29 protein-coding genes are annotated in these 25,150 nt (G+C 69.3%); 21 read left to right on the forward strand and 8 right to left on the reverse strand.

Annotated elements, in window-relative coordinates:
• Positions 1 to 88 precede the first annotated feature (88 nt).
• The 11 genes from MQH31_RS15765 to MQH31_RS15815 all read left to right on the forward strand — a co-directional run bounded on the left by MQH31_RS15765 (position 89) and on the right by MQH31_RS15815 (position 8,705).
• The gene (locus MQH31_RS15765) at positions 89 to 847 is read left to right on the forward strand and encodes a VIT1/CCC1 transporter family protein (RefSeq protein WP_134534786.1); all 759 of its coding nucleotides are present in this window, start codon (positions 89 to 91) and stop codon (positions 845 to 847) included.
• Positions 848 to 1,046: 199 nt separating this feature from the next.
• On the forward strand, positions 1,047 to 2,072 hold the full coding sequence (locus MQH31_RS15770) for a metal ABC transporter substrate-binding protein (RefSeq protein WP_243012822.1): 1,026 nt from the start codon (positions 1,047 to 1,049) through the stop codon (positions 2,070 to 2,072).
• Between the two features lie 7 nt (positions 2,073 to 2,079).
• Positions 2,080 to 2,871, forward strand: a complete 792-nt coding sequence (locus MQH31_RS15775; RefSeq protein ID WP_241976257.1) for a metal ABC transporter ATP-binding protein — start codon at positions 2,080 to 2,082, stop codon at positions 2,869 to 2,871.
• Entirely contained in the window at positions 2,872 to 3,783 is a 912-nt protein-coding gene (locus MQH31_RS15780; RefSeq protein ID WP_243012823.1) for a metal ABC transporter permease, read from the forward strand.
• Entirely contained in the window at positions 3,783 to 4,652 is an 870-nt protein-coding gene (locus tag MQH31_RS15785) for a metal ABC transporter permease (RefSeq protein WP_243012824.1), read from the forward strand. Before MQH31_RS15780 ends, MQH31_RS15785 begins: the two co-directional genes overlap by 1 nt.
• Positions 4,649 to 5,053 carry a Fur family transcriptional regulator gene (locus tag MQH31_RS15790; RefSeq protein WP_134534789.1) on the forward strand — a complete coding sequence of 135 codons (405 nt, stop codon included), beginning with the start codon at positions 4,649 to 4,651 and terminating at the stop codon, positions 5,051 to 5,053. Before MQH31_RS15785 ends, MQH31_RS15790 begins: the two co-directional genes overlap by 4 nt.
• 191 nt (positions 5,054 to 5,244) lie before the next feature.
• On the forward strand, positions 5,245 to 5,481 hold the full coding sequence (gene rpmB / locus MQH31_RS15795) for a 50S ribosomal protein L28 (RefSeq protein WP_134448494.1): 237 nt from the start codon (positions 5,245 to 5,247) through the stop codon (positions 5,479 to 5,481).
• Positions 5,481 to 5,648 carry a 50S ribosomal protein L33 gene (gene rpmG, locus MQH31_RS15800; protein WP_092322741.1) on the forward strand — a complete coding sequence of 56 codons (168 nt, stop codon included), beginning with the start codon at positions 5,481 to 5,483 and terminating at the stop codon, positions 5,646 to 5,648. Before rpmB ends, rpmG begins: the two co-directional genes overlap by 1 nt.
• 3 nt (positions 5,649 to 5,651) lie before the next feature.
• Positions 5,652 to 5,957: a 30S ribosomal protein S14 gene (gene rpsN, locus MQH31_RS15805; protein WP_134448490.1), complete on the forward strand. Its 306-nt coding sequence runs from the start codon at positions 5,652 to 5,654 to the stop codon at positions 5,955 to 5,957.
• Positions 5,958 to 6,280: 323 nt separating this feature from the next.
• The gene (locus MQH31_RS15810; RefSeq protein ID WP_134534790.1) at positions 6,281 to 6,568 is read left to right on the forward strand and encodes an HU family DNA-binding protein; all 288 of its coding nucleotides are present in this window, start codon (positions 6,281 to 6,283) and stop codon (positions 6,566 to 6,568) included.
• Positions 6,569 to 6,695: 127 nt separating this feature from the next.
• Positions 6,696 to 8,705, forward strand: coding sequence for a bifunctional copper resistance protein CopD/cytochrome c oxidase assembly protein (locus tag MQH31_RS15815; RefSeq protein WP_243012825.1), 2,010 nt, complete (start codon positions 6,696 to 6,698; stop codon positions 8,703 to 8,705).
• A gap of 16 nt (positions 8,706 to 8,721) precedes the next feature.
• On the opposite strand, the gene MQH31_RS15820 is transcribed toward MQH31_RS15815, so the two are convergent.
• The gene (locus tag MQH31_RS15820; protein ID WP_243012826.1) at positions 8,722 to 9,804 is read right to left on the reverse strand and encodes a hypothetical protein; all 1,083 of its coding nucleotides are present in this window, start codon (positions 9,802 to 9,804) and stop codon (positions 8,722 to 8,724) included.
• 176 nt (positions 9,805 to 9,980) lie between these two features.
• On the opposite strand from MQH31_RS15820, the gene MQH31_RS15825 reads away from it, so the two are divergent.
• Positions 9,981 to 11,273: an ATP-dependent DNA helicase gene (locus MQH31_RS15825; protein WP_134534792.1), complete on the forward strand. Its 1,293-nt coding sequence runs from the start codon at positions 9,981 to 9,983 to the stop codon at positions 11,271 to 11,273.
• Between the two features lie 61 nt (positions 11,274 to 11,334).
• Here MQH31_RS15825 and MQH31_RS15830 read toward each other — a convergent pair whose 3' ends face one another.
• Positions 11,335 to 12,018, reverse strand: coding sequence for a hypothetical protein (locus MQH31_RS15830; protein WP_243012827.1), 684 nt, complete (start codon positions 12,016 to 12,018; stop codon positions 11,335 to 11,337).
• A gap of 84 nt (positions 12,019 to 12,102) precedes the next feature.
• On the reverse strand, positions 12,103 to 12,516 hold the full coding sequence (locus MQH31_RS15835) for a DUF4383 domain-containing protein (protein WP_243012828.1): 414 nt from the start codon (positions 12,514 to 12,516) through the stop codon (positions 12,103 to 12,105).
• 84 nt (positions 12,517 to 12,600) lie between these two features.
• Between MQH31_RS15835 and MQH31_RS15840 the strand changes: the two genes are divergently transcribed.
• Positions 12,601 to 13,134: a DinB family protein gene (locus MQH31_RS15840; protein WP_243012829.1), complete on the forward strand. Its 534-nt coding sequence runs from the start codon at positions 12,601 to 12,603 to the stop codon at positions 13,132 to 13,134.
• Between the two features lie 72 nt (positions 13,135 to 13,206).
• Here MQH31_RS15840 and MQH31_RS15845 read toward each other — a convergent pair whose 3' ends face one another.
• A complete protein-coding gene (locus tag MQH31_RS15845; protein WP_134448476.1) occupies positions 13,207 to 13,473 on the reverse strand; it encodes a GlsB/YeaQ/YmgE family stress response membrane protein in 267 nt (88 codons plus the stop codon).
• A gap of 286 nt (positions 13,474 to 13,759) precedes the next feature.
• Between MQH31_RS15845 and MQH31_RS15850 the strand changes: the two genes are divergently transcribed.
• Positions 13,760 to 15,220 (forward strand): nitronate monooxygenase, encoded by a 1,461-nt coding sequence (locus tag MQH31_RS15850; RefSeq protein WP_243012830.1) that lies wholly within the window; start codon positions 13,760 to 13,762, stop codon positions 15,218 to 15,220.
• Between the two features lie 62 nt (positions 15,221 to 15,282).
• Here the strand turns inward: MQH31_RS15850 and MQH31_RS15855 are convergent, their stop codons facing one another.
• Entirely contained in the window at positions 15,283 to 16,182 is a 900-nt protein-coding gene (locus MQH31_RS15855; RefSeq protein WP_243012831.1) for a D-hexose-6-phosphate mutarotase, read from the reverse strand.
• A gap of 96 nt (positions 16,183 to 16,278) precedes the next feature.
• On the opposite strand from MQH31_RS15855, the gene MQH31_RS15860 reads away from it, so the two are divergent.
• The 5 genes from MQH31_RS15860 (at position 16,279) to MQH31_RS15880 (ending at position 20,921) form a co-directional block, all read left to right on the forward strand.
• A complete protein-coding gene (locus tag MQH31_RS15860) occupies positions 16,279 to 16,989 on the forward strand; it encodes a TetR/AcrR family transcriptional regulator (protein WP_243012832.1) in 711 nt (236 codons plus the stop codon).
• On the forward strand, positions 16,986 to 18,044 hold the full coding sequence (locus MQH31_RS15865) for an ABC transporter ATP-binding protein (RefSeq protein WP_372488172.1): 1,059 nt from the start codon (positions 16,986 to 16,988) through the stop codon (positions 18,042 to 18,044). The genes MQH31_RS15860 and MQH31_RS15865 overlap by 4 nt, the downstream gene beginning before the upstream one ends.
• Positions 18,041 to 18,868 carry an ABC transporter permease subunit gene (locus MQH31_RS15870; RefSeq protein ID WP_243012833.1) on the forward strand — a complete coding sequence of 276 codons (828 nt, stop codon included), beginning with the start codon at positions 18,041 to 18,043 and terminating at the stop codon, positions 18,866 to 18,868. Before MQH31_RS15865 ends, MQH31_RS15870 begins: the two co-directional genes overlap by 4 nt.
• Before the next feature lie 190 nt (positions 18,869 to 19,058).
• A complete protein-coding gene (locus MQH31_RS15875) occupies positions 19,059 to 19,946 on the forward strand; it encodes an NAD-dependent epimerase/dehydratase family protein (RefSeq protein ID WP_243012834.1) in 888 nt (295 codons plus the stop codon).
• A 132-nt stretch (positions 19,947 to 20,078) separates the two neighbouring features.
• A complete protein-coding gene (locus MQH31_RS15880; protein ID WP_241976263.1) occupies positions 20,079 to 20,921 on the forward strand; it encodes a class II fructose-bisphosphatase family protein in 843 nt (280 codons plus the stop codon).
• Between the two features lie 106 nt (positions 20,922 to 21,027).
• On the opposite strand, the gene MQH31_RS15885 is transcribed toward MQH31_RS15880, so the two are convergent.
• Complete coding sequence (locus MQH31_RS15885) at positions 21,028 to 21,810, reverse strand: ferredoxin reductase (protein ID WP_243012835.1); 783 nt, start codon at positions 21,808 to 21,810, stop codon at positions 21,028 to 21,030.
• Positions 21,807 to 22,400 (reverse strand): sulfite oxidase-like oxidoreductase, encoded by a 594-nt coding sequence (locus MQH31_RS15890; protein ID WP_134534800.1) that lies wholly within the window; start codon positions 22,398 to 22,400, stop codon positions 21,807 to 21,809. Before MQH31_RS15890 ends, MQH31_RS15885 begins: the two co-directional genes overlap by 4 nt.
• A 96-nt stretch (positions 22,401 to 22,496) precedes the next feature.
• On the opposite strand from MQH31_RS15890, the gene MQH31_RS15895 reads away from it, so the two are divergent.
• Positions 22,497 to 23,198: an SOS response-associated peptidase gene (locus MQH31_RS15895; RefSeq protein WP_243012836.1), complete on the forward strand. Its 702-nt coding sequence runs from the start codon at positions 22,497 to 22,499 to the stop codon at positions 23,196 to 23,198.
• Between the two features lie 52 nt (positions 23,199 to 23,250).
• Positions 23,251 to 24,114, forward strand: a complete 864-nt coding sequence (locus tag MQH31_RS15900) for a Sir2 family NAD-dependent protein deacetylase (protein WP_243012837.1) — start codon at positions 23,251 to 23,253, stop codon at positions 24,112 to 24,114.
• Between the two features lie 12 nt (positions 24,115 to 24,126).
• Here MQH31_RS15900 and MQH31_RS15905 read toward each other — a convergent pair whose 3' ends face one another.
• Positions 24,127 to 24,987: a DeoR/GlpR family DNA-binding transcription regulator gene (locus tag MQH31_RS15905; RefSeq protein ID WP_243012838.1), complete on the reverse strand. Its 861-nt coding sequence runs from the start codon at positions 24,985 to 24,987 to the stop codon at positions 24,127 to 24,129.
• Between the last annotated feature and the right edge of the window lie 163 nt (positions 24,988 to 25,150).

The following is a 25,150-nucleotide window of genomic DNA, read 5'->3' on the forward strand; positions in this document are numbered from 1 at the left end:
AGCCTTACCTCACCAGCCCTTTAATGCGCTGGTGAGGTAAGGCTTTCCACGCTGGCGGCCGCGGAATCCCTGTGGTCTGATGTTCTCCATGACCTCCATCGCCCCCGCCAGAATCACCCCCGTCGTCCCAGCGGTCGCGGCAGAAGCCGACGACCGGAAGCGCACCGAGAGCCACGCCGGCCGCCTGAACTGGCTCCGCGCCGGGGTACTCGGCGCCAACGACGGCATCGTCTCCGTCGCGGCCCTCGTCGTCGGCGTCGCCGGCGCGAGCGGCTCGACAGCGGTCATCGCCGCGGCGGGCACCGCCGGCCTCGTCGGTGGGGCGATCTCGATGGCCCTCGGCGAATACGTGTCGGTCAGCAGCCAGAGCGACAGCCAGCGCACCCTGATCGCGCGCGAGAAGCGCGAACTCAGCGTCGACCCCGAGGGTGAACTCGAAGAACTCGCGCTGCTCTACGAGAAGCAGGGCCTCGCGCCCGCGACCGCCCGGCAGGTCGCTACGGAATTCACCGCGATCGACCCGGTGCGCGCCCACCTGCTCGCCGAGCACAGCATCACGGAGGACGACGTCGTCAGCGCCTGGCACGCCGCCTGGGTCTCTGCTGCGGCGTTCACCCTCGGCGCGCTGCTGCCGTTCCTCGCCATCCTGCTCCTCCCCGCGAGCGTACGCATTCCCATCACCTTCGCCGCTGTCCTGGTCGCCCTGGCCGCCCTCGGCGCGACGGGCGCCCACCTCGGCGGCAGCCCCAAGCTGCGGGCGATCATCCGCGTCGTGCTCGGCGGCGCCGCCGCTCTCGTGGTCACCTTCCTGATCGGCTCCCTGCTCGGCACCTCCGGCGTCGTCTAACCGCCCCCGCCCGCCGTCCCCGCCCACCCCTCCCGGCCCCACCCTGTTCCGAATTCAGGAGTTGCCGGGGAACGGCGCGGGGCTGCCGCACTGCTTGGCGGGACCGCCGGGCCTGGAGGGGTCTGACTCCTGAATTCGGAACAGCCGACGCGGTCTAATGGTTTTGACAATCATTATCAATAGGGCTACCGTCGCATACGTGACCACCTCGAAACTCCTCCTGCCCGCACTCCTGGCCGCGACCGCGCTCGCCCTCAGCGGATGCTCGGCCTCCAGTAACGGCTCGACCGGCGGTTCCGGCGGCTCCGCGGGCGATCTCCGAATCGTCGCGACGACCACCCAGGTCGCCGACCTCACCCGCAACGTCATCGGCGATGCCCCCGGCGTCACGCTGACCCAGCTCATCCAGCCGAACCAGAGTGCGCACAGTTACGACCCGTCCGCGGCCGACCTGACCGCCCTCGGCCGTGCCGACGTGCTCGTGATCAACGGCGTCGGCCTCGAGGAATGGCTCACCGATGCGATCGACGCCTCCGGCTTCCACGGCGTCACTATCGATTCCGACGCGGGCATCACGATCGCCGAGAGCGGCGCCGGCAACGACGAGGCGGCCCACACGGCGGATGCCGCGCACGACCACGCGGGCGGCAACCCGCACATCTGGACCGACGTCGCCAATGCGGAGGCCATGACCCGGACCATCGCCGCCGGCCTCGAGGCCGCGAGCACCGCGGACACCGACCGGGCGGCCGCCTTCACGGCCAACGCCGCGAGCTACGAAGGCACGCTCTCAGCGCTCGACAGCTGGATCCGCGCGAACATCGACCCCGTCCCCGCAGCGGAACGGCTCCTCGTCAGCAACCACGACGCCTTCGGCTACTTCACGACCGCCTACGGAATCACCTACGTCGGCAGCGTGATCCCGAGTTTCGACGACAACGCCGAGCCGAGCGCGACCGAGATCGACCAGCTCGTCACGAAGATCAAGGCCACCGGCGTCAAGGCCGTCTTCTCCGAAGCGTCGATCAGTCCCAAGGCCGCCGACACGATCGCCCGGCAGGCCGGCGTCACCGTGTACTCCGGCGAGAACGCCCTGTACGGCGACTCCCTCGGCCCGGCCGGCAGCGACGGTGCCACCTACGTGGCCTCCCAGCTGCACAACGTGCGCCTCATTCTCGAGTCCTGGGGCGTCACCCCGACCGCCGTCCCGGCAGACCTGCGATAGTGAACAGGTGAACGAGAACGATTCTCACGTGCCCGAGAACGCACCCCTGGCCCTGCACGTCGACGGGGCATCCTTCGCCTATGCGCAGACGCCCGCGCTCGAGGACGTGACCTTCGATCTGCGCGCCGGCGAGGCCGTCGCCCTGATCGGCCCGAACGGGTCGGGGAAGTCGACCCTGCTCAAGGGCGTGCTCGGCCTGATCCACCGCGTTGCGGGCACCGTCGAGGTGCTCGGCGAGTCCCCGGCTCCCGCCGGCGCGGTCGGCTACGTGCCCCAGGCCGACGAACTCGACCCGGAATTCCCGGTCACCCTCGAGCAGGTCGTGATGATGGGCCGTTACCGCTCCCTCGGCTGGCTCCGCCTTCCCGGAAAGGGCGACCGCGCGCACGTCGCCGCCGCCCTCGACGCCGTCGGCCTCCGCCACCGCGCGAGGGCCCGGTTCGGCGAACTCTCGGGCGGCCAGCAGCAACGCGGCCTGCTCGCGCGCGCCATCGCATCCGGCCCCCGCCTGCTCCTGCTCGACGAGCCGTTCAACGGGCTCGACCAGGAGAACAGGGAGGCGCTCGTCGGCACCGTGAAACGCCTCAAGGCCGAGGGCGTCGCCGTGCTCGTCTCGACCCATGACCTCGAACTCGCCAGGGACGTCTGCGAGTCCGTGCTCCTGCTCAACGGTGGCCAGGTCGCCTTCGGCCCCCTGGACGAGGTGCTCAGCCTCGAGAACGTGCAGCGCACCTTCCGGTCCGTCGGCGTCGAACTCGACGAGCACACCGTCGTCGTGCCCGGCCACACGGGGCACTGAGTGGATGTCTGGGGCGCCATCACCGACGCCTTCTCCCTGCCGTTCATGTCCCGCGCCCTCGTGGTGCTGCTCGTGCTCAGTCTCGTCGCGGGCGTCGTCGGGGTGCTCGTCAACCTGCGCGGGCTCGAATTCATCAGTGACGGGCTCACCCACGCGGTGTTCCCCGGCATCGCGATCGGTTTCGTCTGGGGCGGCCGCGAGGGCCTCTTCGCCGGCGCGATCGTCGCGGCCGTGCTCACCGCGGTCGTGCTCGCGGTGCTGATGCGCCGGGCCGTGCCCGTCGACGCGGCGATCGCGATCGTGTTCACGGCCATGTTCAGCATCGGTGTGATCGTGGTCTCCCGGCAGACCAACTACGTCGGCCAGCTCGAGCAGCTCCTGTTCGGGCGTCTGCTCACGATCAGCGTGGTCGAGGTCGTGCAGACCGTTGTGATCTGCGCGGTCGCCCTCCTCCTCGTGGGAATCACCCTCAAGGAACAACTGTTCCGAGCCTTCGACCGCACCGGGTTCTCGGCCGTCGGCTACCGGCCGTTCGTGCTCGACCTCGTGCTCAACGTGGCGATCGCCCTCGTCGTCGTCGCCGCGTCGAGCGCCGTCGGTACCCTGCTCGTGCTCGCCGTGCTGATCGTGCCGGGCGCGGTCGCCCGGCTCGTGACCGTGCGCCTGTGGCTGCTGTTCCCGGTCGCGGCGGTCTTCGCGGCTCTCGCGGCCTGGGTCGGACTCACCCTCGGTTACGTCGCATCCGTCGGCGCCGGCATCAACCTGCCGAGCGGCGCGACCGTCGTGCTCGTGCTCGTGACCGGATACGCGCTCGCCCTCGCCGGCCGCCTCCTGCTCGACCGGTTCAGGCGCGGCAAGCACCCGCACGACCGGATGCGAGCGACGCAGCCGCGAACTGCGGCGGTGCGCTGATGGACTACTTCAGCACCGCCCTCCTCGCCGCGACCGTGATCGGGGCCCTCTGCGGCCTCGTCGGGTCGCTCGTCGTGCTGCGGCGCCGCACCTTCTTCGCCCAGGCGCTCACCCACGCGACCTTCCCCGGCGCGGTCGCCGCCGCCATGCTCGGGCTGAGCATTCCGCTCGGGGCCTTCGTCGCGAGCATCGCCATCGTCGGGATCATGACCCTGATCGGCCGGGTGCGCCGCCAGGGCAGCCAGGTCGCCTCGGGAATCGTGCTGACCGCGGGCTTCGCGCTCGGGGTGCTCCTGCAGGCGCTCAACCCCTCCCTGCCCGTCCATGTCGACTCCTTCCTCGTCGGATCCATCCTGACCACCACCGGCTCCGACATCGGCCTCGCCGCCGGCGTGCTGGGGATCGCCGTGGTGGCGACGGTCTTTCTCGGCAAGGAACTATTGTTCTCGACCTTCGACCCGAACGGCTACCGCGCGGCCGGATACCGGGAATGGCCGGTGGAACTCCTGACCCTGGGCCTCATCACCGCGACCGTCGTCACGGCGATGCCTGCCGTCGGCGCGATTCTCGCGATCGCCCTGATCGCGGCTCCCGCGGCCGCCGCGCGCCTGCTCGCCCGCACCGTCGGCCAGATCCTCGTCGCGGCGCCGGTGCTCGGGGCCGCGGCCGGGATCATCGGCGTGCTGCTCTCCCGTGCCCTCGACGTCGCCGCGGGGCCCGCGATCGCGCTCACTGCGGCGACCTTCTTCCTGCTGGCCCTCGCCGTGCGTCAGCTCCGCACCCGGGCCGGCAGCTCACGCGCCGCGGGGAGCTCCCGGCCGGCCGCCGGTCGTGCCGGAACCCGGGCCAGCCTAGGGTGGAAGGCATGAAGCGCAACACCTGGCAGCGCGAGGCCGTGCGCACCGCCCTCAGCGACACGATCGGTTTCGTCAGCGTGCAGGGCCTGCACGGCAGGCTGCACGCGACGGGGTCCCCGATCGGGCTCGCGACGGTCTACCGCGCCCTCGCCGATCTCGCGGGAGAAGGCGAAGCCGACTGCCTGCAGTCGCCGGACGGCGAAAGCCTGTACCGGGCGTGCAGCACGACCGACCACCACCACCACCTGATCTGCCGGCACTGCGGCCTCACCGTCGAAATCGAAGCGGATGCCGTCGAAACCTGGGCGAAGAACGTCGCCGCCGAGCACGGCTTCACCCAGGCCGCCCACGTCGTCGACGTGTTCGGCCTCTGCGCGGCGTGCACCGCGGCATCCGCCACCGCCACCCCCTGAGCCGAGTCGCCCTGACCCGAGTTGCGCGGCCAGCCGGCGACCCGTAGAGTTAGCCGTTGCTGCGCATATCTGTGCGTGCACTGCCGGAACACGTCGGCTTCGCTTCCCGCACCTCAGGGAGTGGGACTACTGTGTTCGGCCGACAAGAGATCTTGGGAAGGGCATTCGCCCTTCGGTATTGGAGGAGAACCATGGCAGCAACCTGCCAGGTGACCGGAGCCGTTCCCGGCTTTGGACACAACGTCTCGCACTCGCACCGACGCACCAAGCGTCGTTTCGACCCGAACGTACAGACCAAAAAGTACTACGTGCCTTCGCTGCGCCGTAACGTCACCCTGACCCTCTCGGTCAAGGGCATCAAGGTTATCGACGCTCGTGGCATTGAGTCGGTCGTCAAGGACCTGCTCGCCCGTGGGGAGAAAATCTAATGGCCAAGCAGCATGACGTTCGCCCGATCATCAAGCTCCGTTCGACGGCCGGCACCGGTTACACGTATGTGACCCGCAAGAACCGTCGTAACGACCCCGACCGTCTCGTACTCAAGAAGTACGACCCCGTAGTGCGCAAGCACGTTGACTTCCGAGAGGAGCGCTAACACATGGCCAAGAAGAGCAAGATCGCCCGTAACGAACAGCGCAAGATCGTTGTTGCCCGTTACGCCGTCAAGCGCCTGGAACTGAAGAAGGCCCTCGTCGACGAGTCCGGTACGGACGAGTCGCGCGAGGCAGCCCGCCTCGGCCTCCAGAAGCTTCCCCGCAACGCTTCGCCGGTGCGCGTGCGCAACCGCGACGCCGTCGACGGTCGCCCCCGTGGCCACCTCTCCAAGTTCGGCATCTCGCGCGTGCGTTTCCGCGACATGGCGCACCGCGGCGAGCTGCCCGGCATCACCAAGTCCAGCTGGTAACACCCGCTGAATCGCTCCGCTGAACTCCGGTTCCGCGAATGAGGGGATGTCGACTTCGGTCGACATCCCCTTCTGCGTACCCGGGGCGGATGTCTCGGCACGAGACCCCGGATTCCGTCCGGATTCCGCGCACAGCGGAAATGGTGCTCCCAGACGGGTAAAAAGCACCCCAAGATGCCGAAAAACGCCGGAAATACGCGGAAGTTCGCGGAACTCTGTTAGATTCAACCCGGTCCAACCGACCAACGGAGGCGTCTTCTGGCGTCGCCCGCATTACCCGCATACCTGTTTTTTTACAGACGAAGGTCCGAGGAGGACACTCAATGGCTGACAAGTCGCTGAACAAGACCGAGCTCGTTGCCAAGGTTGCCGCAGACTCTGGCCAGAGCCAGGTTGCCGTCGACAGCGTGCTCAACGCGTTCTTTGCCGCACTCGCCGAAACCGTCGCCAACGACGGCAAGGTCACCATCCCGGGCTGGCTCGGCGTCGAGCGCACCGCCACCGCGGCGCGCACCGGCCGTAACCCGCAGACGGGCGAGGAAATCGCCATCGCAGCCGGCCACCGCGTCAAGCTGACCGCCGGCAGCAAGCTGAAGGCCGCCGCCAAGTAACATCGGCACCCGTTCCACCAGCTTCATCCCGAGGAGGGCGTCGGCTTCGGCCGGCGCCCTCCTCTGTGTCTGCTCCGCGGCATCCGCTCACGGCTCACCCACCCTGCTGGCCGGTTAAGCTGGAGCCGTGCCTCGTCTCGTGCGGATCTCCGGTCCTGCAGCCCTCCTCCTGGTGGCCGTGCTCTCGACACTGCTGGCCCTCGCCTACGGCGGCGGCGCCGCTGCGCAACTGCTCGCCGACCCGGGGCCGCTCGTGCGCTGGGGACTCCCGGTCGCCAAGCTCCTGGTCAACCTCGGCGCCGCGGGCACGATCGGCGCCCTTGTGCTCGCGTGCTTCGCGCTGAGCCCCCGTGAGAGCGCGTACGGAGCCTCGCTCGACTTCGCTGCCGGGGCCGCGGCTCTCTTCACGGCCGCCGCCGCACTCACCGGGTTCCTGACCTTCCTGCAGGTGACGGATGTCCCGCTCGCCTTCGACGATCGCTTCAGCGCGACCGCCGGCCAGTTCTTCAGCCAGATCGAACTCGGCCAGGCCTGGCTCGCGACCACACTCATCGCCGCGGGCGTCACCGTGCTGTGCTTCGCGGTGCGCAGCCAGACCGGGCTCGTGTTCGTCACGGCGCTCGCGGTCGGCGCACTCGTACCGATGGCTCTCCAGGGCCACGCGGCGGGCAGCCAGGGCCACGATGTCGCGATCACGGCACTCGGGCTGCACCTCGTGTTCGCGGCGATCTGGCTCGGCGGGCTCCTGACGGTCATCGTGCTCCGCAGGCAACTCGACGGCACGCGCATCAACGCCGTCATCGGCCGGTATTCGACGCTCGCCATCGTGAGCTTCGTCGTCGTCGCGGCCTCCGGGTACGTCAGCGCCGAGCTGCGCATCGGCAGCATCGACCGGCTTCTGACGCCGTACGGCATCCTCGTGCTCGTCAAGGTCGTCGCCCTCATCACGCTCGGCGGCTTCGGCGTGCTGCAGCGGCGGTTCCTCGTCGAGCGGATGCGCAGGGCCACGCTCGCCGGACCGGGCGCCGCCGGCCGCAGCGCGAGCGCCTGGTTCTGGTGGCTCGTGGTCGCCGAACTCGCGTTCATGGGACTCGCCTCGGGGGTCGCCGCGGCGCTCGCCCGCACCGCCACCCCGGTCGCCCAGATCGTGGCGACCCAGGTGCCCACCTCGACCCCCGCGCAGATCCTCACCGGAGAGCTGCTGCCTCCGGAACTCACCTTCGCCCGCTACTTCACCGAGTGGAACTTCGACCTCGCCTGGGTGCTGTTCTGCGCCTTCGGGATCTTCTTCTACCTCGCGGGCGTCTACCGCCTCCACAAGCGCGGCGACTCCTGGCCGATCTACCGGACGGTGTCCTGGGTGGTCGGCATGCTCATCCTCTTCTACATCACCAACGGCGGCGCCAACCTGTACGCGAAGTACCTGTTCTCCTCGCACATGCTGATGCACATGGCCCTCACCATGCTCGTGCCGGTCTTCCTCGTGCCCGGCGCCCCGATCACCCTCGCGGCCCGGGCGATCCACAAGCGCACCGACGAGAGCCGCGGCGCCCGCGAATGGATCCTCCTCGCGGTGCACTCCCGCTACGCCGGCGTTCTGACGAACCCGCTCGTCGCCGCGGTGCTCTGGGCCGGGTCGCTCTGGGTGTTCTACTACTCGAACCTGTTCAGCTGGGCGACGACCGACCACATCGGCCACGAGTGGATGGTCGTGCACTTCCTGATCACCGGGTACCTGTTCGTGCAGTCCCTGATCGGCATCGACCCGGTGCCGTACCGGCTGCCGTACGCCTTCCGGCTGCTGCTGCTGCTCGGCACGATGGCGTTCCACGCCTTCTTCGGGGTCGCCCTGATGACCGGGACGGGCCTGCTCCTCGCCGACTGGTACGGCGCGATGGGTCGCACCTGGGGGGTCAGCGCGATCGCCGATCAGCAGCTGGGCGGCGGGATCGCCTGGAGCGTCGGCGAGATCCCGACGATCGCGCTCGCGATCGCCGTCGCGATCCAGTGGTCCCGCAGTGACGAGAAGGAGACCCGGCGCAAGGACCGCAACGCCGACCGGACCGGCGAGGCCGAACTCAACCGTTACAACGCCCAGCTCGAGCGGCTCGCCTCGCGCGACACCCGCCGGCCGTAGGCCCGGGCGGGGCGGGTCAGCGGAGCTGGATCGCGAGCGACCCGTCGGCCCCGACGACGACCTGGATCGAGACCGCGAACGGCACGTCCTCGTCCCGGGTGCTGAGGTCCCCGTCGAAGAGCGACTGGACGGCGACCTTGATGTGCGCCCGCCCCGCCGTCGCCGGCATGTCGAAGGCAGTCTCCCCTGCGGCGAGCGTCACGGCGGGGTATTCGGCGATCGACCAGGCCGGTACCGACTTGACCCGGTCGTTGATCTCGATCCCGAACGGGCAGTCCGAGGGCTGCAGCACCGTCTGCGTCGCGCAGCTGTCGAGGAAGGTGTTGAGCTCCGACTGGACCTGCCCGACGAAGGACGCGTTCGGTTCGGCGTCGACCGAGACATCCGTCGCCCCGGACTGGGTCACGGGAACCGACTGCGGCGCCGCGCTCAGCAGGGCGGACTCGTGCGCGATCGTGTACCGGGCCGGCGCGAACGCGAGGTACGCGGCCTGGTTCGAGAACGTCACCGGGGCGTCGGCAGCCGCGTGCGCGCGGGTGTCGAGGGTGAGGCCGTTGACCGAGAAGCTCGCCTCGTGCAGCACCGTGACGCCGAGCACCGCGAGCGGGCTGGTGTCGAAGCGCCACGAGTCGAAGACGGCCGCGTATGTCCCGGCCCTGGCCACCCGGAATTCCATCGTCTCCGGCGCCCCGTCGAGGTCGAAGGCGTAGATCACGGTGTGCACCTCGGCGGTGCCGGTGCTCGCCTGTGGGCCGGAGCCCGTGCTGCCCTGCGTAACGGTGTCGCTGACGAGCCTGATCGCGGTGATCGAGCTGAGCACGGATGCCCGCAGCAGGGTGTTCGGAAGATCCGTCGGCAGTCCCGCAGCGGTCAGCTCTGCCGCGGTCGGGGTCACCCCCGGCAGGCTCAGCGCGCTCACGGTGTCGTGCCGGGCCAGGGCGTCGAGGTACTGGCGCACGAACCCGCCCGCGCTGTACACCTCGCGGTTGAGCGAGCCGATCGCCGCGACGAGCGCGGCGACGAGCAGGACGGCAACCAGGACGACGGCGACGAGGGTTCGGCCCCGGTCGCGCAGGGCCGTACGGTCGCGGTTGCTCACGTCCACATTCTACGGGCGCGATTCTCCGCACGCGGCCGGTGGGTGACGGCGTGGGCGACGGCGTGGGCGAGCGCGGGTCGCGAGCGGCGTTGTCCACGGATGCCCGGCATCCACCATCGGTACCCGCGCGGGCGGATACAGTGGAATGTTCCCACCATTCCTACTGAAAGCGACCCGTGTCCCCGATTTCGTTGTCGCGTGAGCAGGCCGAGGTCTACCAGGCCATCGAGAACACGCGCCAGAATGTCTTCGTCACCGGGCGCGCGGGCACCGGCAAGTCGACGCTCCTGAACCACCTGTCGTGGAACACCAGCAAACAGATCGTGATCGCGGCACCGACCGGGGTCGCGGCGCTCAACGTGGGCGGGCAGACGATCCATTCGCTGTTCCGGCTGCCGATCGGGGTCATCGCCGACCACGCGATCGACCAGAACGACCAGGTCAAGAAGCTGCTCAACACGATCGACACCGTCGTGATCGACGAGGTCTCGATGGTCAACGCCGACCTGATGGACGCGATCGACCGCAGCCTCCGGCAGGCCAGGCAGCGCCCGAACGACAGCTTCGGCGGCGTGCAGATCGTCTTGTTCGGCGACCCGTACCAGCTCGCGCCCGTGCCCGGCGATTCCGACGAGCGGGCGTACTTCAGCGACACCTACCGGTCGATGTGGTTCTTCGACGCGAAGGTCTGGAAGGGCGCCGAGCTGCGCATCTTCGAGCTGACCGAGGTACACCGGCAGCGGGATGCCGACTTCCGGCACATGCTGAACGCCGTGCGCTACGGACAGGTCACCGCCGAGATCGGCGGAGCGCTCAACGCGGCGGGCGCCCGCACCCCGCCGAAGGACGGCGTGATCACGCTCGCGACCCGCAACGACGCGGTCAACCGGATCAACGCGGCGGCGCTCAAGCGGCTTCCGGGCAAGGCGCTCACCGCGAAGGCGGAGGTCACCGGGGATTTCGGCGGCCGCACGTATCCGGCGGACGCGGTGCTCGAGCTCAAGGTGGGCGCCCAGGTGATGTTCCTGCGCAACGACTCCCCGCTCGATGGCGGCCCGCGCTGGGTCAACGGCAGCATCGGCACGGTCACGAAGGTGAATTCGACCGTCTTCGTCGAGATCGACGGCACGACGCACGAGGTCGAGCCGGCGGTGTGGGAGAAGTACAAGTACAGCTACAACCAGGCGACGAAGAAGCTCAGCAGGGACGTCGTCGCCGAATTCACCCAGTTCCCGCTGCGCCTGGCCTGGGCGGTCACGATCCACAAGTCCCAGGGCGCGACCTATGAACGTGCGATCGTCGACCTCGGCACCCGGGTCTTCAGCCCCGGCCAGACCTACGTGGCGCTCAGCCGGCTGACCGGCCTCGACGGCCTCTACCTCACCCGGCCGCTGCGCCCGAGCGACATCATCGTCGACGAGGACGTCCGGCGCTTCATGGGCAGTCAGGGCGCCCTCCCCGCCTCCTGACCGGGCCCGCAGTCCCCGCTTCTCCAGCGGATGCCTGGGCCCGCCGCCCGGGGACCGCCGGCTAGTGGTGGTGGCCGGCCGGGGTCCCCGGGGTCGGGGCCGCGGGAAGACCGTGCGAGCCGTGCGGGACGGCGTGCGCGCCGGCATCCGTCGCGGCAAGCGCCGGAGTGGTGAGCCCGGACACGACGAGGGCCGCGAGCGTGAGCGCCGCGAGGAAGCGCCACCCGCCCGCGGCCTCACCCGGGGCCTCACCCGCGGAGGACTGTGCCGAATTCAGGAGTTGGCGCCCGATTCGGGGTGATTTGGGGTGATTCGGGCCGGATCCGGCCTGAACTCCTGAATTCGGAACGCGCTCGGCGGTGGTGGGGATGGTGCCGGGGTTGGCGGCGCGGCGGGTGCGGCGTAGGGCGAGTGCGAGGGAGCCGGCCAGGAAGAGGTCGAAGAGGGTGGTGGTCGCCATCGGCTGGAGCGGGAGACCGGTCGCGGCGGCGGGCACGCCGAGGCCGCTGCCGAGGGTTGCGACGGCGCCCCAGACGAAGACGGGGATGAGGGCTCCGAAGAGCGCTGCCCCGGGGGCGAGTGCCCGCCCCCGGACCAGCGTTACAGCGCCCCAGCCGAGTTCGGCGGCGCCGAACCCGACCAGGGTGATCATGAGGAGCACCGGGGCGCTCGCACCCACGGCGAGGTGGATCGTTCCCGCGCCGATGGCGGCAAAGGAAAGCCAGAGGCGGCTGATCGGGGTCATCGAAGCTCCTGTTCGTGGGTGGGGGTGCTGGTGCTGCGGTGCACTCTCGCGGACGCGAGTGCCGGGGGGCGAGCGGGTGCCGGGTCAGGCGATCGCGGAGTTGTTCCGGACGACCTTGTCGGTGGCGAGGCCGGCCCCGAGCAGCACGATCGCGCTCGCGAGGTGCAGGAAGTGGTCTGGCGTGTTGAGCGCGAGGATGTTGAGCTCAGAGCCCGCGATGAAGAACCCGACGATGCCGAGAAGGAGGTAGACCGCACCGATGGTGGAGTTGACCGACTTGGCCGCGACGACGCTCGAGAGGCCGGCGATCAGCAGGGCGGCGCCGATCAGCAGGTGGGCGACGTTGTGCAGCGGGTTGACCGCGAAGAGGCCGAGCAGGAGCCCGCCCTGGGTGGCGATGAAACTGACCCCGCCCGTGACAGCGAAGCCGAGCAGGCCGACGAGCAGGTAGACGGCCCCGAAGACGGTGGCGACGAGGCGGTTCGGTGAAGTGCGCATGAGAGTTCCTCCTGGTAGAGACCGCTGAGGTGCGGTTGCCAGTAATTCGGAGTGAAGCTCACAGCGGATTGGTAGGCTCGCGGCATGAATATTCCCCCGGACACCAAGGACTGGACCTGGGTGCTCGAGCGCCCCTGCCCCGAGTGCGGTTTCGTCGCCGCCGACGTCGTCTTCGCGGAGATCCCGCGGTTGATCCGGGAGAACGCCGCGGCCTGGCGCCCCGTGCTCGAGCGAGCGGATGTCGCGGTGCGGCCCGACGAGCGCACCTGGTCCGCCCTGGAGTACGCGGCCCACGTCCGCGATGTATTCCGCATCTTCACCGTCCGGCTCGCTCTGATGCGCACAGAGGATGACCCGCTGTTCCCGAACTGGGACCAGGATGCGACCGCGGTGGCGGAACGGTATGGCGAGCAGGCCCCCGACCGGGTCGCCGTGGAACTGGCGGAGGCCGCGGAAGCCGCTGCCGTCGCTTTCGCCGCAGTGCCGGTCGCGGACCTCGGCAGGGTGGGCCGGCGCAGCGACGGCGCCCGGTTCACGGTGACGACGATGGGACAGTATTTCGTGCACGACCCGGTGCATCACCTGCATGACGTCACCGAGGTGTCAGAGCACCACTAGGGTCGCGGCCGCCGGTTCTGAGGCGGGCGGCGCGGGGTGACGGGGTGATGCACCGGGCGGTTCAGACCGCCGTTACGCGGTGTGCCGCCGGTTGACGACGGCTCCGTAGATCAGCAGCACGATGATCGATCCGGCGATGGCGAGCAGCCAGCTGGAGAGCTGGAAGAAATCGCCGATCCCGACGCCGAAGAGGAGCGACCCGAGCCAGCCGCCGAGGATCGCGCCCACCACTCCGAGGAGCAGCGTCACGAACCACCCGCCGCCCTGGGTTCCCGGCAGGATGGCCTTGGCAATCGCTCCGGCGATCAGCCCGAGAAGTAGAAATCCGATGAAACTCATGTCAAGCGTCCTTTCGTTCACGAGCAGGGATTCGTTCGGTGTGTCAGTGCGCTTCCGCCCACTCAGACGGGAGCAGGTCAACCTCCTTCTCCGTTCTTCGTCGAACAGTGTGCCACCATCCGCCCGTTTGGTCGCGGGCTCGGGGCCCGGATGCAACCCTTTTCCGGTATATGCCGTGGGTTACGATTGCCCTGCGCCCTGCAACTGATCACCCCCGGTCTCAGCGACTGCAGTGGCACCCCCGTTCTCGCGGCGGACGCCCCGGCGCACATCGACGGAGGCCCTCTTGTCCGACAGAAAACTGCCCGTGGTCATCCAGGGCGGCATGGGCATGGCCGTGTCTTCCTGGCGGCTCGCCAACGCGGTAGCCCGCACCGGCCAGCTCGGCGTCGTCTCCGGCGTCGCCCTCGACTCCGTGCTCACGCGCAGGCTGCAGGACGGCGACGTCGGCGGCCACATCCGCCGTGCGCTCGCCGCGTTCCCGGTTCCCGCCCTCGTCGGACCCGTGCTCGAGCGGTACTTCCAGGCGGAGGGGCGAGCCGCGGGCGAGCCGTACCTTCCCGTGCCCAAGCTCTCCCTGACGCCCACCCGCGAACAGCAGGAGCTCAGCGTGCTCGGCAACTTCACCGAGGTCTGGCTGGCCAAGGAGGGCCATGCCGGGATCGTCGGGATCAACTACATGGAGAAGGTGCAGATGGCGACCCCGCCGGCAGCACTCGGCGCCATGCTCGCCGGGGTCGACTACGTGCTGATGGGCGCCGGCATCCCGCGCCAGATCCCGCACCTCCTCGACGAACTCACCGCCGGCAGGGTCGGCACGATCGACATCGACGTGCACGGCGCCGAAGCGGATGCCGTGCACACCGTGAGCGTGGATCCCGTCGACGTCCTCGGGCTGACACCGGAGACCCTCCCGCCCCTGCACCGCCCGTTCTTCGTCGCCATCGTCTCGGCGCACGTGCTCGCGTTCTACCTGGCGCGCGATGCGGACATCCGCCCGGACGGGTTCATCATCGAGGGTCCGACGGCCGGCGGGCACAATGCGCCCCCGCGCGGCCGGCTCACGCTCGACAATGACGACCAGCCGATCTACGGCCCGCGCGACGACGCGAACATCGCCAAGATCGCCGAACTCGGCCTGCCGTTCTGGCTCGCCGGCGGCTACGGCCAGCCGGAACGCCTGGCCGTAGCGCTCGCCGCCGGCGCGCAGGGGGTGCAGGTCGGCACCCTGTTCGCGCTCAGCCAGGAGTCCGGCCTCGCGCCCGAGCTGCGCGACCAGGTGCTCGGCCGCCTCGACGCGACGGAGCTCTCGATCCGCACGGACGCCGCGGCCTCCCCGACCGGATTCCCGTTCAAGGTCGCCCAGCTGCCCGGCACGCTCTCCGAACCGGCGGTCTACGCCGACCGGGTGCGTCTCTGCGACCTCAGCTACCTGCGCGAGCCCTATACCAAGAAGGACGGCACGGTCGGGTTCCGCTGCCCGAGCGAACCCGTGCACATGTACGTGCGCAAGGGCGGCACCGCCGAGGACGCCACCGGCCGCGCCTGCCTCTGCAACGCCCTTACCGCGACCGTCGGCCTCGGCCAGACCCGCAAGACCGGCTATGTCGAGGTGCCGCTGCTGACGCTCGGCAACGACATCGACGGCGCCGCCGTGCTCCTCGCGGCGCACCCCGAAGGGTGGAGCGCCGCTGACGCCGTCGGCTGGCTGCTCCGCGACGTCGCGGTCTCCCCGACCGCCCCCTGACTCCTACCTTTCCGGTCGAGAGTGCCCGCTACACCGGTCACTCTCGACCGGAAAGGTGACTCTCAGGCGGCCGGGGTGACGGTGAACTCGGCCGTCATGGTGTGGCTCGCACCGGGGTCGAGCGTGATCGCGTCCGCGCCCACGTTGCAGGTCTCGACGCAGACCATGCCCGTCCACTCCTGGGATCCGAAGTCCGCCATCGCGGCGGCCTTGTCGATCCACGGGTTCCAGACGACCGTGCTGTCCGAGCCGGTCTTCGTGACCGCGATGCGGCGGGCTCCGTCGTCGATCGTCGTCGTTGCCGTCGTGCCGGAGTAGACCCGGTCGGTCTCGGCCGTGAAGGACACGGGTTCCGGTGAACCGGGTGTGGGCGTTGCGCCCGCGACCTTGTCGAGGAACGGAACGCCCTCGAGCCCCGCCACAGTCGTGCGGTGGATGTCGTCGATCGCGAAATAGCTGTGCAGCGCCTCCTCGACGGTCACGGCCACCGTGTCCCGGTTGGTCACGGTGAGCTCGAGGCGCAGCGTCGCACCGACGGTCACCGTGTAGCGGGCCTCGAACGGATGCGGCCACGCCGACGCGCGCGTCGCCGGCGAGTCCGTGAGGTGGAACGTCAGGACGACATCGTCACCGACCTCTGCCGCACCGGACAGCTGCCACTCGGTCACGCGGGCGAACCCGTGGGCCGGCGCTGTCGCATCCGCTGCGTTCGGACCGAACCAGGGGAAGCAGATCGGGATGCCGCCCCGGATGGCGGTGCCCGGGGTGAAGCGGCTCCCCGCGCTCATCCAGAGCACGGGGGCACCGCCGGCGGGAGCCCACGAGGCAACGTGCGCGCCGTGCAGGTACACCTCGGCCGAGCCGGCGCGGCCGGTGACCCGGACGATGGGAAGCCCACCGACACCGGGTGCGAGGTGGACGGATGCAGGCAGGACGGGAAGCGCTGTGGGAATGGTTGACATGGGAAACCTCCAGGGTTCACTCTCCATTTTCCCACACCCGCCTGACAGCGGTTCGGAACCTTGACCCGGACTGAACAAGTGTTTAGCATGTTGAACATGCGTACAGCTCACCTCTCCGCGCCAGAGGATCTCACCGCGCGGGCCTTGATCCGGGATGCCGCGATCGTGCATTTCGCGCATGACGGCTTCCGCAAGACGAGTCTGCGGGCGATCGCTGCGTCCGCGGGCGTGAGCGCGAGCCTGGTCGTGCATCACTTCGGCAGCAAGGACAACCTCCGCATCGAATGTGACGAATTCGTGATCGGGAATATCCTGGCCGCCGCCCGCGACAAGTCAAGCCCGGCGGGACTCCAGGCCGTGATCCAGGGGTACCTCGCGAACCCCGCGGAGTACGAGGTCGACGTCGCCTACCTGTCACGGGCCATCACAGAGGAGACAACGGCCGGCCGCAACTTCGTCGACAGCATCGTCGACGAGACCGAAGCGATCATCCGGGCCGGCGTCGCCGACGGGAGCATGAACCCTTCCTCCGACCCGCGCGCTGAGGCTGCGCTGATCACGATGACTAGTCTCGCAATGATGACGCTGAGCTCACACCTCGCCAGGGCGCTCGGCTTCGAGGGCCGGGGCCTCGGCCAGGAGACGATGCGACGGCTTGCGCTGCCCTCGGTCGAGTTGTATACCCACGGGCTTTACACCGACGAGACCGTACTGAACGTCACCCGGAACGCCCTCGCGGCCGCACCCGAGTCCGCAGCGGCACGCATGCCGAGTCAGGAATACCCCAGTCGAGAGGACACCCGATGAGTCACGTCGAAACAGCGCGCAGACCGAATCCCGGCGCGTCCTCCCCGCGCATGGATGCCGCGATCGAGGCTGTCGAGATCACCAAGCACTTCGGCAGCACCCAGGCCCTCCATGGTGTGACCTTCACCGTCCCCCGCGGCAGCGTGTTCGGCGTGATCGGTCCCAATGGCGCGGGCAAGACCACGACCATGCGCGCGCTGCTCGACATCATCCGGCCGAGTTCCGGCCATGCGACCGTGCTCGGCACCGACTCCCGAAACGCCGGCCCCGAGCTGCGCCGCCGGATCGGTTTCCTGCCCGGAGAACTTATCCTCGAGGGCCGCATCACCGGACGGAAGCTCTTGCAGCACTATGCCGACATCTCCGGGCCGGTCCGCACCGGGCACATCGACGAACTGGCGGAACGTTTCCACCTCGACCTCGGTCAGCCCGTGCGCAAACTCTCCCGCGGCAACAAGCAGAAGCTCGGCATCGTGCAGGCGTTCATGCACGAGCCGGAACTTCTTGTGCTCGACGAGCCGACGAGCGGGCTCGACCCGCTGATGCAGCAGGAGTTCCTGCTCCTCGTCAAGGAGGCCCGCGACGCCGGCCAGACCGTATTCCTGTCCTCGCATGTCATCAGCGAGATCCAGCAGGCCGCCGACGAGGTCGCGATCCTGCGCGACGGGCGCATCATCACCGTCGCGAGCGTCGAGGCCCTGCGCCAGACGGCCGTGCGGCACCTGCGGATGACGGCCACCGGCATCCGCCCCGCCGACCTCGCCGGGCTCCTCGGCGGGCTCGCCGGCATGGCCGGGCTCGTCTGCACGGCCGTCACGAGCCAGACCGGAGCGGCGGCCACCGAGGCGACCGCGACCCTCGAGGGTGCGATCCAGCCCTTCATCCAGGCCGTGTCCACGCTCAGCCTCACCGACCTCGTGCTCGAGGAACCCGACCTCGAGGAATCCGTGCTCGCGCTCTACACCGCCCCGGGGGAATCCGCCGAGTCGCATCGGGCCGCCCGGGCGACCAGGAAGGTCCGCGGGACCCGCGCCGAACGGAAGGAATCGAAATGACCGCGTCCACGGCAACGGATGTCCGCCGCGCGCCCCTGCCGATCTTCGGCAAGGCCTTCGCCGACGGCCGGCGCGCCATGCTCGGCTGGGGAATCGGCATCGCGGCGGCGATCTTCCTCTACCTGCCGCTCTACCCGAGCATGATCGGCACCTCCGAGATGCAGAAGCTCATCGACTCGCTGCCGAGGGCCCTGATCCGCACCCTCAACTACGACCAGATCAGCACCGGTGCCGGCTACACCCAGGCCACGGTCTTCGGCCTGATCGGGTTCCTGCTGATCGGCATCGCCTCGATCGGCTGGGGCGCGGCCATGCTCGGCGGCGACGAGGAGTCCGGCCAGCTCGAGCTCACCATCGCCCACGGCGTCACCCGCGTGCAGGTCGTCGTGGAACGGTTCGCGGCCCTCGTGCTGAAGATCCTGTTGATCACCGCCCTGATGTTCGTGCTGATCGCACTTCTCAACGGCCCGAGCCAGCTCGGCATCGACGTCGGATACCTGGCCCAGACCTGCCTGCTCTTCGCGGGCCTCGTGTTGCTCTGCGGCAGCGTCGCGATGCTCGGCGGTGCCCTCACCGGCCGCAGGGTGTGGGGCATCGGTGCCGGCGCCTTCGTGGCGGTCGTCGGCTACGTGTTCAACGCCCTCGGCAACCAGAGTGCCGACCTCGAGTGGTTGCACGGGCTCTCGCCCTACTACTGGGCCTTCGGAAACTACCCGATGACGAACGGCGGAACGCCGATCGCCTTCCTCGCGTTCTACGGCGGCTCGCTGCTCGTCGCGGCCGCGACGGCGCTCGTGCTGCGCCAGCGCGACATCGGCGTCTGAGCGGTGCGCCGTAGGCGACGTAAAGTCGGAGAATCTCGCGACACACCGTGATGCCGGGCGGCGGATGCCGCGAGTCGCGAAAATCTCCGACGTCACGCATCCGCTCGCCCGGTTCGCGACATGCTCGCGCCGAGCCGCGGTGTCGGCACGGTAGCGTGAAGGCTTCCGCACGTTCAGCAAAGGAGCTCCCATGAAGGTCGTCGTCACCGGTGCCAACGGAAAAGTCGGTCGGGCCGCCGTGCAGGCGCTGCTCGCCGCCGGACACGAGGTGACGGGGGTCGACCTCGCCCGCCCGGTCTTCGAGCGGGCGGTGGAGGGCGCGGCGCGCTACATGATGGCCGACCTGACCGATGCCGGCGAGGCCTTCGCCGTGATCCGCGGCGCAGACGCCGTCGTGCACACCGCGGCGATCCCGGACCCGACCGCGAACCCCGCCCACGTGGTGTTCCGCACCAACCTGATGGCGACCTTCAACGTGCTCGAGGCCGCCGTGCGTTTCGGCGTGCCGCGCTTCGTCAACATCTCGAGCGAGACCGTTCCCGGCTTCTTCTTCCCGGAGCGGGACTTCCTGCCCGACTACGCCCCCGTCGACGAACAGCACCCGATCCACCCGCAGGACCCCTATGCGCTCACCAAGCACTTCGGCGAACAGCTGATGGACGCGGCCGTCGCGCGTTCCGACATCCGCTGCATCTCGCTGCGGCCGAGCTGGGTGCAGAACGAGGACAACTACGAGCAGAACCTCGGCCCGCAGGTGCGCGATGCCGCGGTGCTGAGCCCGAATCTCTGGAGCTACATCGACGCCTACGACCTCGCCGACGCGATCGTGCTCGCCGTGGAGTCCGAGTTGCCCGGCCATGAGGTGTTCTACATCGCCTCGCCGGACAACGTCGGCGGGCGCGACTTCGCCGAGATCCTGCACACGTACTACGGCGACAGGATCGAGCTGCGCCCGCTGTCCAGAACGGATACCTCCGGCATCTCGAGCGCGAAGGCTCAGCGCCTGCTCGGCTGGGTTCCGAAGCGGTCCTGGCGGGACTACCTCGGCGCCGACGGCACGGCGCTGGTGCGCTCGTGACCTGCGTTCGTAACACGGAAGGGTTAGGCTGACGCCATTCCAGTCTCCGGTACACCCGTTCCCGTTCGTCCCTCCTCCGAGCCGGAAAGTGGGCCCACCGGCATCCCCGGCGACTCAGGTCCCGGCGCCGTCGTGCTCGGCGCGCACTCCTATCCCGCCGGCCTCGTCGCCCGCGTGCGTGAGGCGACGGATGCCGCGGCCGCGGCCTGCCTGCCGTGGCTCGGCCTCGGCGACAAGATCGCCATCGACGACGCCGCTGTCACGGCCATGCGGGCCGTGCTCGCGGACGCCCCGTTCTCCGGCACCGTCGTGATCGGCGAGGGCGAGAAGGACGCGGCCCCGATGCTCGCCAACGGTGAGGCGCTCGGCCAGGGCGTCGCGCCGCTCTGCGACGTCGCCGTGGACCCGCTCGACGGCACCCGCCTCGCGGCCGCCGGTCTCCCCGGTTCGATCTGCGTGATCGCCCTCGCCCCGCGCGGCACCATGTTCGATCCGGTCGATGTCTTCTACATGGACAAGCTCATCTGCGGCGCGGCCGGCCGGGGCGTTGTCGACATCCGCCGCCCGATCGCCGAGAACCTGGCTCGGCTCGCCGCCGTCACCGGGGCGGCCGTGACCGATCTCGTGGTCGTCGTGCTCGACAAGCCCCGCCACACCACGCTCATCGCCGAGATCCGGGCCACCGGCGCCGAGCTCCGTCTCGTCGGCGAGGGCGATATCGTCGCCGCCGTCACGGCAGCGACCTCGGGGACCGACGTCGACGTCGTCGTCGGTGTCGGCGGGACACCGGAGGGCATCATCGCGGCCTGCGCGGTGCGGGCACTCGGCGGGTTCATGCAGGGCCGCCTCGCACCGCAGACTCCCGAGCAGCACGCCGCGGCGATCGCGGCCGGGCACGACCTCGACCGGGTCCTCGAACTCGACGACCTCGTCGCGAGCGAGGCGGTCCTGTTCGTCTCGACAGCCGTCGGCTGAGCCGCCGTAAAGTCGGAGATTTTTGCGAAACGCCGCCGGTCCGGGGGGCGGATGCGGCATGTCGCGGAAATCTCCGACATTACGTGACCGCGGCGGCGCGGAAACGTCAGCCGCCCTCGGCACCGCCGTAGCGCTCCGTCCGGATCCGGGCGGGATCCCGGCCCGAGCGAACGAGGGCGTCCGCCGCGAACTCGACGAAGGGGGTCGCACCGCAGACATACGTCAGGGCGGTGCTGCCGAGGGGCTGAACGCTCGCCGCGAGGCGCGTGAGGTCGAGGCGGCCGGGGGCGTGCGGCCATCCGCTCGGCGCACGCCGGGTGTACACCCAGTCGAGGTCGAACCGGGGCGAGACCCGGGCGAGCTCCTCGAGCTCGGCGCGGTAGTACGCCATCTCCGGTGAACGCACCGAGTAGAGCAGACGGAACGGCGACGGGTTGGTGCCCGCCTCGTGGGCGCGGATCATGGCCATCAGCGGAACAACACCGGAGCCGCCGGCGATGAGCTGCACCGGTGCGGGTTCCTCGTCGAGCCAGACGAACCAGCCGCCGATCGGTCCGCGGATCTCGAGCCGGTCGCCCACATCGAGGCCGCGCACGAGATACGGCGACACCTCTCCGTCGGTGAGTTCCTCCACGGTGATCTCGAGGATCCCCCCGGTCGCCGCCGAGGCGAGCGAGTACGAGCGCACCGCCGTGTAGCCGTCCGGCGCGGTCAGGCGCACGTCGATGTGCTGCCCCGCGACGAGCGCGGGCAGCGCGGCGGCCGCGGGCAGCCGCATCCGGATCGTGCGTGCCGTCGGTGTCTCGGCGTAGGCCTCGACGACCAGGGCCTCGTGCCAGTCCGAGGCGTTCCACGTGGAACGGGCGGCGCTCGCCGGAAGGTCAGTCACCAGTACCGTTCTTCACGCCAGGGGTCGCCGTGCATGTGGTACCCGTTCTGCTCCCAGAAACCCGGATCGTTGCGGGTCGACAACTCGATGCTCCGCAGCCACTTCGCGCTCTTCCAGAAGTACAGCGCGGGCACGAGCAGCCGGGCGGGGCCGCCGTGCTCCGGGGCGAGCGGCGAGCCGTCGAACTGGTGCGCCACCCAGGCCTTGCCGCCGCGCAGCTCGTCGAGTGGCACGTTGGTCGTGTACCCGCCGTAGCTGCGCGCCATCGCGAACCCCGCCTGGGTGTCGACACCGTCGAGCAGCGTGTCGAGGGAGACGCCGCGCCAGCCCGTACCGAACTTCGACCAGCTCGTCACACAGTGGATGTCGACGGTCACGTCCTCCTGCGGCAGCGCCTGGAACTCGTCCCAGGTCCAGGTCGTCATCAACCCGGACTCGCTCGTGATGCTGAAGCGCCACTCCTCGGGTGTGACCCGCGGGGTCGGCCCGATCGAGAGCACCGGGAAGTCGGTGACGAGGTGCTGGCCCGGGGGCAGGCCGGGGACGGGTTCGCGGCGACGGCCCATGAAACCGGGCGAAAAGAGACCCATGGTGACTCCTCCAGAACGAACAGGCTGCGGGAATGCCGGTTCGCAAAGCCTAGCCGCGCGATTGTCAGCACGCACGGGCCGGATTAGCCTGAGCGCATGTGCGGACGATTCGCGATGGACAAGGACACCGACGATCTGATCCAGGAGTTCGTCGCGTCCGGCGGCGATTTCCGGGACTGGCGGCCGTCGTACAACATCGCGCCGACCGACCGCGTGCCCGTGGTGCGCGAGTGGGAACACGACGGCACGATCACCCGCGAGGTCGATGCGGCGACCTGGGGGCTCAAGCCCGCCTGGTCGACCGGCGGCAACCGACCCGCGCCGATCAACGCCCGGATCGAGACGGTTGCCACCAACGGCATGTTCCGCACGGCCTTCGATTCCCGGCGCTGCATCGTCCCGATGACGGGCTACTACGAGTGGGAGAGCCTCCCGGACGGCAAGCAGCCGCACTTCATCCACGGCGGCGGGCTCCTCGCCGCGGCCGGACTCTATGCGGCGCGCAAGGAGCCTGATGATTCCTGGTCCCACAGCATGACGATCATCACGCGGGAGGCGCGCGACGCGTCCGGCGAGATCCACGACCGGATGCCCGCATTCCTCGAACGGAATGTCTGGGACGAGTGGCTCAGGCCGGGCAAACTCACCGACCCGAATCACCTGCTCGACCTCCTCGACCGAACCTCCAGCGCCGTCGCGGCACACATCGAGAGCTATCCGGTTTCCCGGCGGGTGAACAGCGTGCGGGTGCCCGATGCCGAGCGGCAGGACCCGGCGCTCATCCGGCCGTTGGTCTGAGGCGCAGAATGGAAGGGCGGCCGTCGACTCGGGCCGTTTCTGGAGATGCTCCGTGCCCGTCCCGTCCGCCCAACCGACAGCATCCGTTCTGCACACCCCGCTTGCCCCGAGCCGCGCGCTGCTCGCGCGCGCGCACCGCATCATCGTGATCGCCGGCGCCGGGATGAGCGCCGACATCGGAACCCCCGTCTACTGGACCGGAGACAACGCGGCGTACGGCGACACCGTCTCGCACTACGGCCACACGAACCTCGAGCACTCCTGCGCGCCGCTCTGGCTCGAGGAACCCGACCAGCAGGCCGCGTTCTTTCGCGAAACCTGGCGGGAGATGCGCGAATCGGAGAAGCCCGCCCGGCCGGCCGACCCGTACTTCGTGCTCCAGGACTGGCTGGATGCCGCGGCGAAGGACTACTTCGTGCTCACCTCCAACGTCGACACCGCCTTCACCGACCACGGCTTCCCTGCCGAGAAGCTCCTCGAGATCCACGGCGCCTACGATCGCTCCCAGTGCCTCGCCGAACCGGAGGCGCACGGCGTCTTCCCGACCGTCGACCCGGGCCTCGCCACCACCGTCTGCCCGACCTGCGGCAGTCTGGCCCGGCCCAACGTGCTGTTCTTCGACGACTACTGGTTCAACAACGCGGCGAACGAACTCCAGGAGGAGGACTTCCTCGACTATCAGCGGCACCTCGCCGCGGAGGACGCCGGCAGCACGGTCATCCTCGAGGTGGGGGTCGGCCTCACCGTGATGAACCTGCGCAACCTGACCTGGGACCTGCACTCCCGCTACGACCTCCCGATCGTGCGGATCAACCCGTTCCACGTCGGCCGCGGCGATGACGTGTCCGCGGGGACCGCGCCGATCTACGAGCACCAGCTCACCGCACTCGTCGGGCTCCGCGCCCTGCTCGGGTAGTCGGGCGGAACGCTACGGTTCGGTGGGCCTGTCCGGTGGGCCGGGCGGCGGCGTCAGCACCTCCACGTTATTCGCCCGGAAGGCCTTGGCCAGGTCGGCCGGCGGGGCCTGGTCCGTGACGAAATAGTCGGCCCGGCCCAGCTCGGCGACCTGGGCGAAAAGCTGGCGCCCGAACTTCGTTGAGTCCGCGAGGATCGCGACACGCGAAGCCCGGGCGACCATCTCGCTCATCATGACCGCCTCGGCCAGATTGCTTGTCGAATATCCGCCATCGGCCGAAACGGCCCCCACCGAAATCAGGGCCAGGTCGCAGCGCACATCGAGGTCGTTCCCGCTGCCCGCGAACTGAAAACCGACGGGTCCGATGGTCGACTGGCCGCTGAGTCGCACGGCGCCGCCGAAGACATACAGGTCACGACAGACATCCGGTGGCATCTCGATCGGAATGCGGAGGTTGTTGGTGGCCACCGTCAGGTTGCGGTGCTTGTCCAGGTGGCGCACCGCTGCCAGCGTCGTCGTGCCGGCGTTGATCATGATGACGGAGCCGTCCTGCACGAGGCCGGCCGCCAGCGCGCCGATCCTGTCCTTCGCGGATGTCTGCAGCCGCAATCGGAGGTCCAGCTTCTTCTCCGTGGTCTCCATGACCGATTGGCTGACCGCACCGCCGTGGGTCCGGACCAGTACCCCGTCGGCGTCGAGCTGGTCGAGGTCCCTTCGGATGGTGTCGGCCGAGACCCCGAAGTGCTCCGCGAGGGCTCCGACCGTGACCTGTCCTGCCTCCGACACGAACAGGGCGAGATCGGCCTTGCGTCCCGCGGGTAGGCGGGCGGCCTGATCGGGCCGGTTCGAGCGCGGGGTTGTGGAATGGGACATGCCTGATATTAGCATTTTCTTGCATTTTCACTCAGTACTTTGTCGATTTGATCGGGATAATCCCGGACATTCACGCATGACCATGCATACAGGCGAGACTCCCGAGCGGTCGGTCCTCCCCGTAAATTCAGTGAAGTCACGGCATATGCCGTCACAAATTGAT

This window comes from Cryobacterium zhongshanensis (genome assembly GCF_022760445.1).
GTDB lineage: Bacteria > Actinomycetota > Actinomycetes > Actinomycetales > Microbacteriaceae > Cryobacterium > Cryobacterium algoricola.

Coding starts and splice junctions, on each gene's coding strand:
- MQH31_RS15765 (WP_134534786.1), top strand. CDS start 89: ATGACCTCCATCGCCCCCGCCAGAATCACCCCCGTCGTCCCAGCGGTC.
- MQH31_RS15785 (WP_243012824.1), top strand. CDS start 3,783: ATGGACTACTTCAGCACCGCCCTCCTCGCCGCGACCGTGATCGGGGCC.
- MQH31_RS15790 (WP_134534789.1), top strand. CDS start 4,649: ATGAAGCGCAACACCTGGCAGCGCGAGGCCGTGCGCACCGCCCTCAGC.
- rpmB (WP_134448494.1), top strand. CDS start 5,245: ATGGCAGCAACCTGCCAGGTGACCGGAGCCGTTCCCGGCTTTGGACAC.
- rpmG (WP_092322741.1), top strand. CDS start 5,481: ATGGCCAAGCAGCATGACGTTCGCCCGATCATCAAGCTCCGTTCGACG.
- rpsN (WP_134448490.1), top strand. CDS start 5,652: ATGGCCAAGAAGAGCAAGATCGCCCGTAACGAACAGCGCAAGATCGTT.
- MQH31_RS15810 (WP_134534790.1), top strand. CDS start 6,281: ATGGCTGACAAGTCGCTGAACAAGACCGAGCTCGTTGCCAAGGTTGCC.
- MQH31_RS15830 (WP_243012827.1), bottom strand. CDS start 12,018: ATGACCCCGATCAGCCGCCTCTGGCTTTCCTTTGCCGCCATCGGCGCG.
- MQH31_RS15835 (WP_243012828.1), bottom strand. CDS start 12,516: ATGCGCACTTCACCGAACCGCCTCGTCGCCACCGTCTTCGGGGCCGTC.
- MQH31_RS15840 (WP_243012829.1), top strand. CDS start 12,601: ATGAATATTCCCCCGGACACCAAGGACTGGACCTGGGTGCTCGAGCGC.
- MQH31_RS15845 (WP_134448476.1), bottom strand. CDS start 13,473: ATGAGTTTCATCGGATTTCTACTTCTCGGGCTGATCGCCGGAGCGATT.
- MQH31_RS15855 (WP_243012831.1), bottom strand. CDS start 16,182: ATGTCAACCATTCCCACAGCGCTTCCCGTCCTGCCTGCATCCGTCCAC.
- MQH31_RS15860 (WP_243012832.1), top strand. CDS start 16,279: ATGCGTACAGCTCACCTCTCCGCGCCAGAGGATCTCACCGCGCGGGCC.
- MQH31_RS15865 (WP_372488172.1), top strand. CDS start 16,986: ATGAGTCACGTCGAAACAGCGCGCAGACCGAATCCCGGCGCGTCCTCC.
- MQH31_RS15870 (WP_243012833.1), top strand. CDS start 18,041: ATGACCGCGTCCACGGCAACGGATGTCCGCCGCGCGCCCCTGCCGATC.
- MQH31_RS15875 (WP_243012834.1), top strand. CDS start 19,059: ATGAAGGTCGTCGTCACCGGTGCCAACGGAAAAGTCGGTCGGGCCGCC.
- MQH31_RS15890 (WP_134534800.1), bottom strand. CDS start 22,400: ATGGGTCTCTTTTCGCCCGGTTTCATGGGCCGTCGCCGCGAACCCGTC.
- MQH31_RS15895 (WP_243012836.1), top strand. CDS start 22,497: ATGTGCGGACGATTCGCGATGGACAAGGACACCGACGATCTGATCCAG.
- MQH31_RS15905 (WP_243012838.1), bottom strand. CDS start 24,987: ATGTCCCATTCCACAACCCCGCGCTCGAACCGGCCCGATCAGGCCGCC.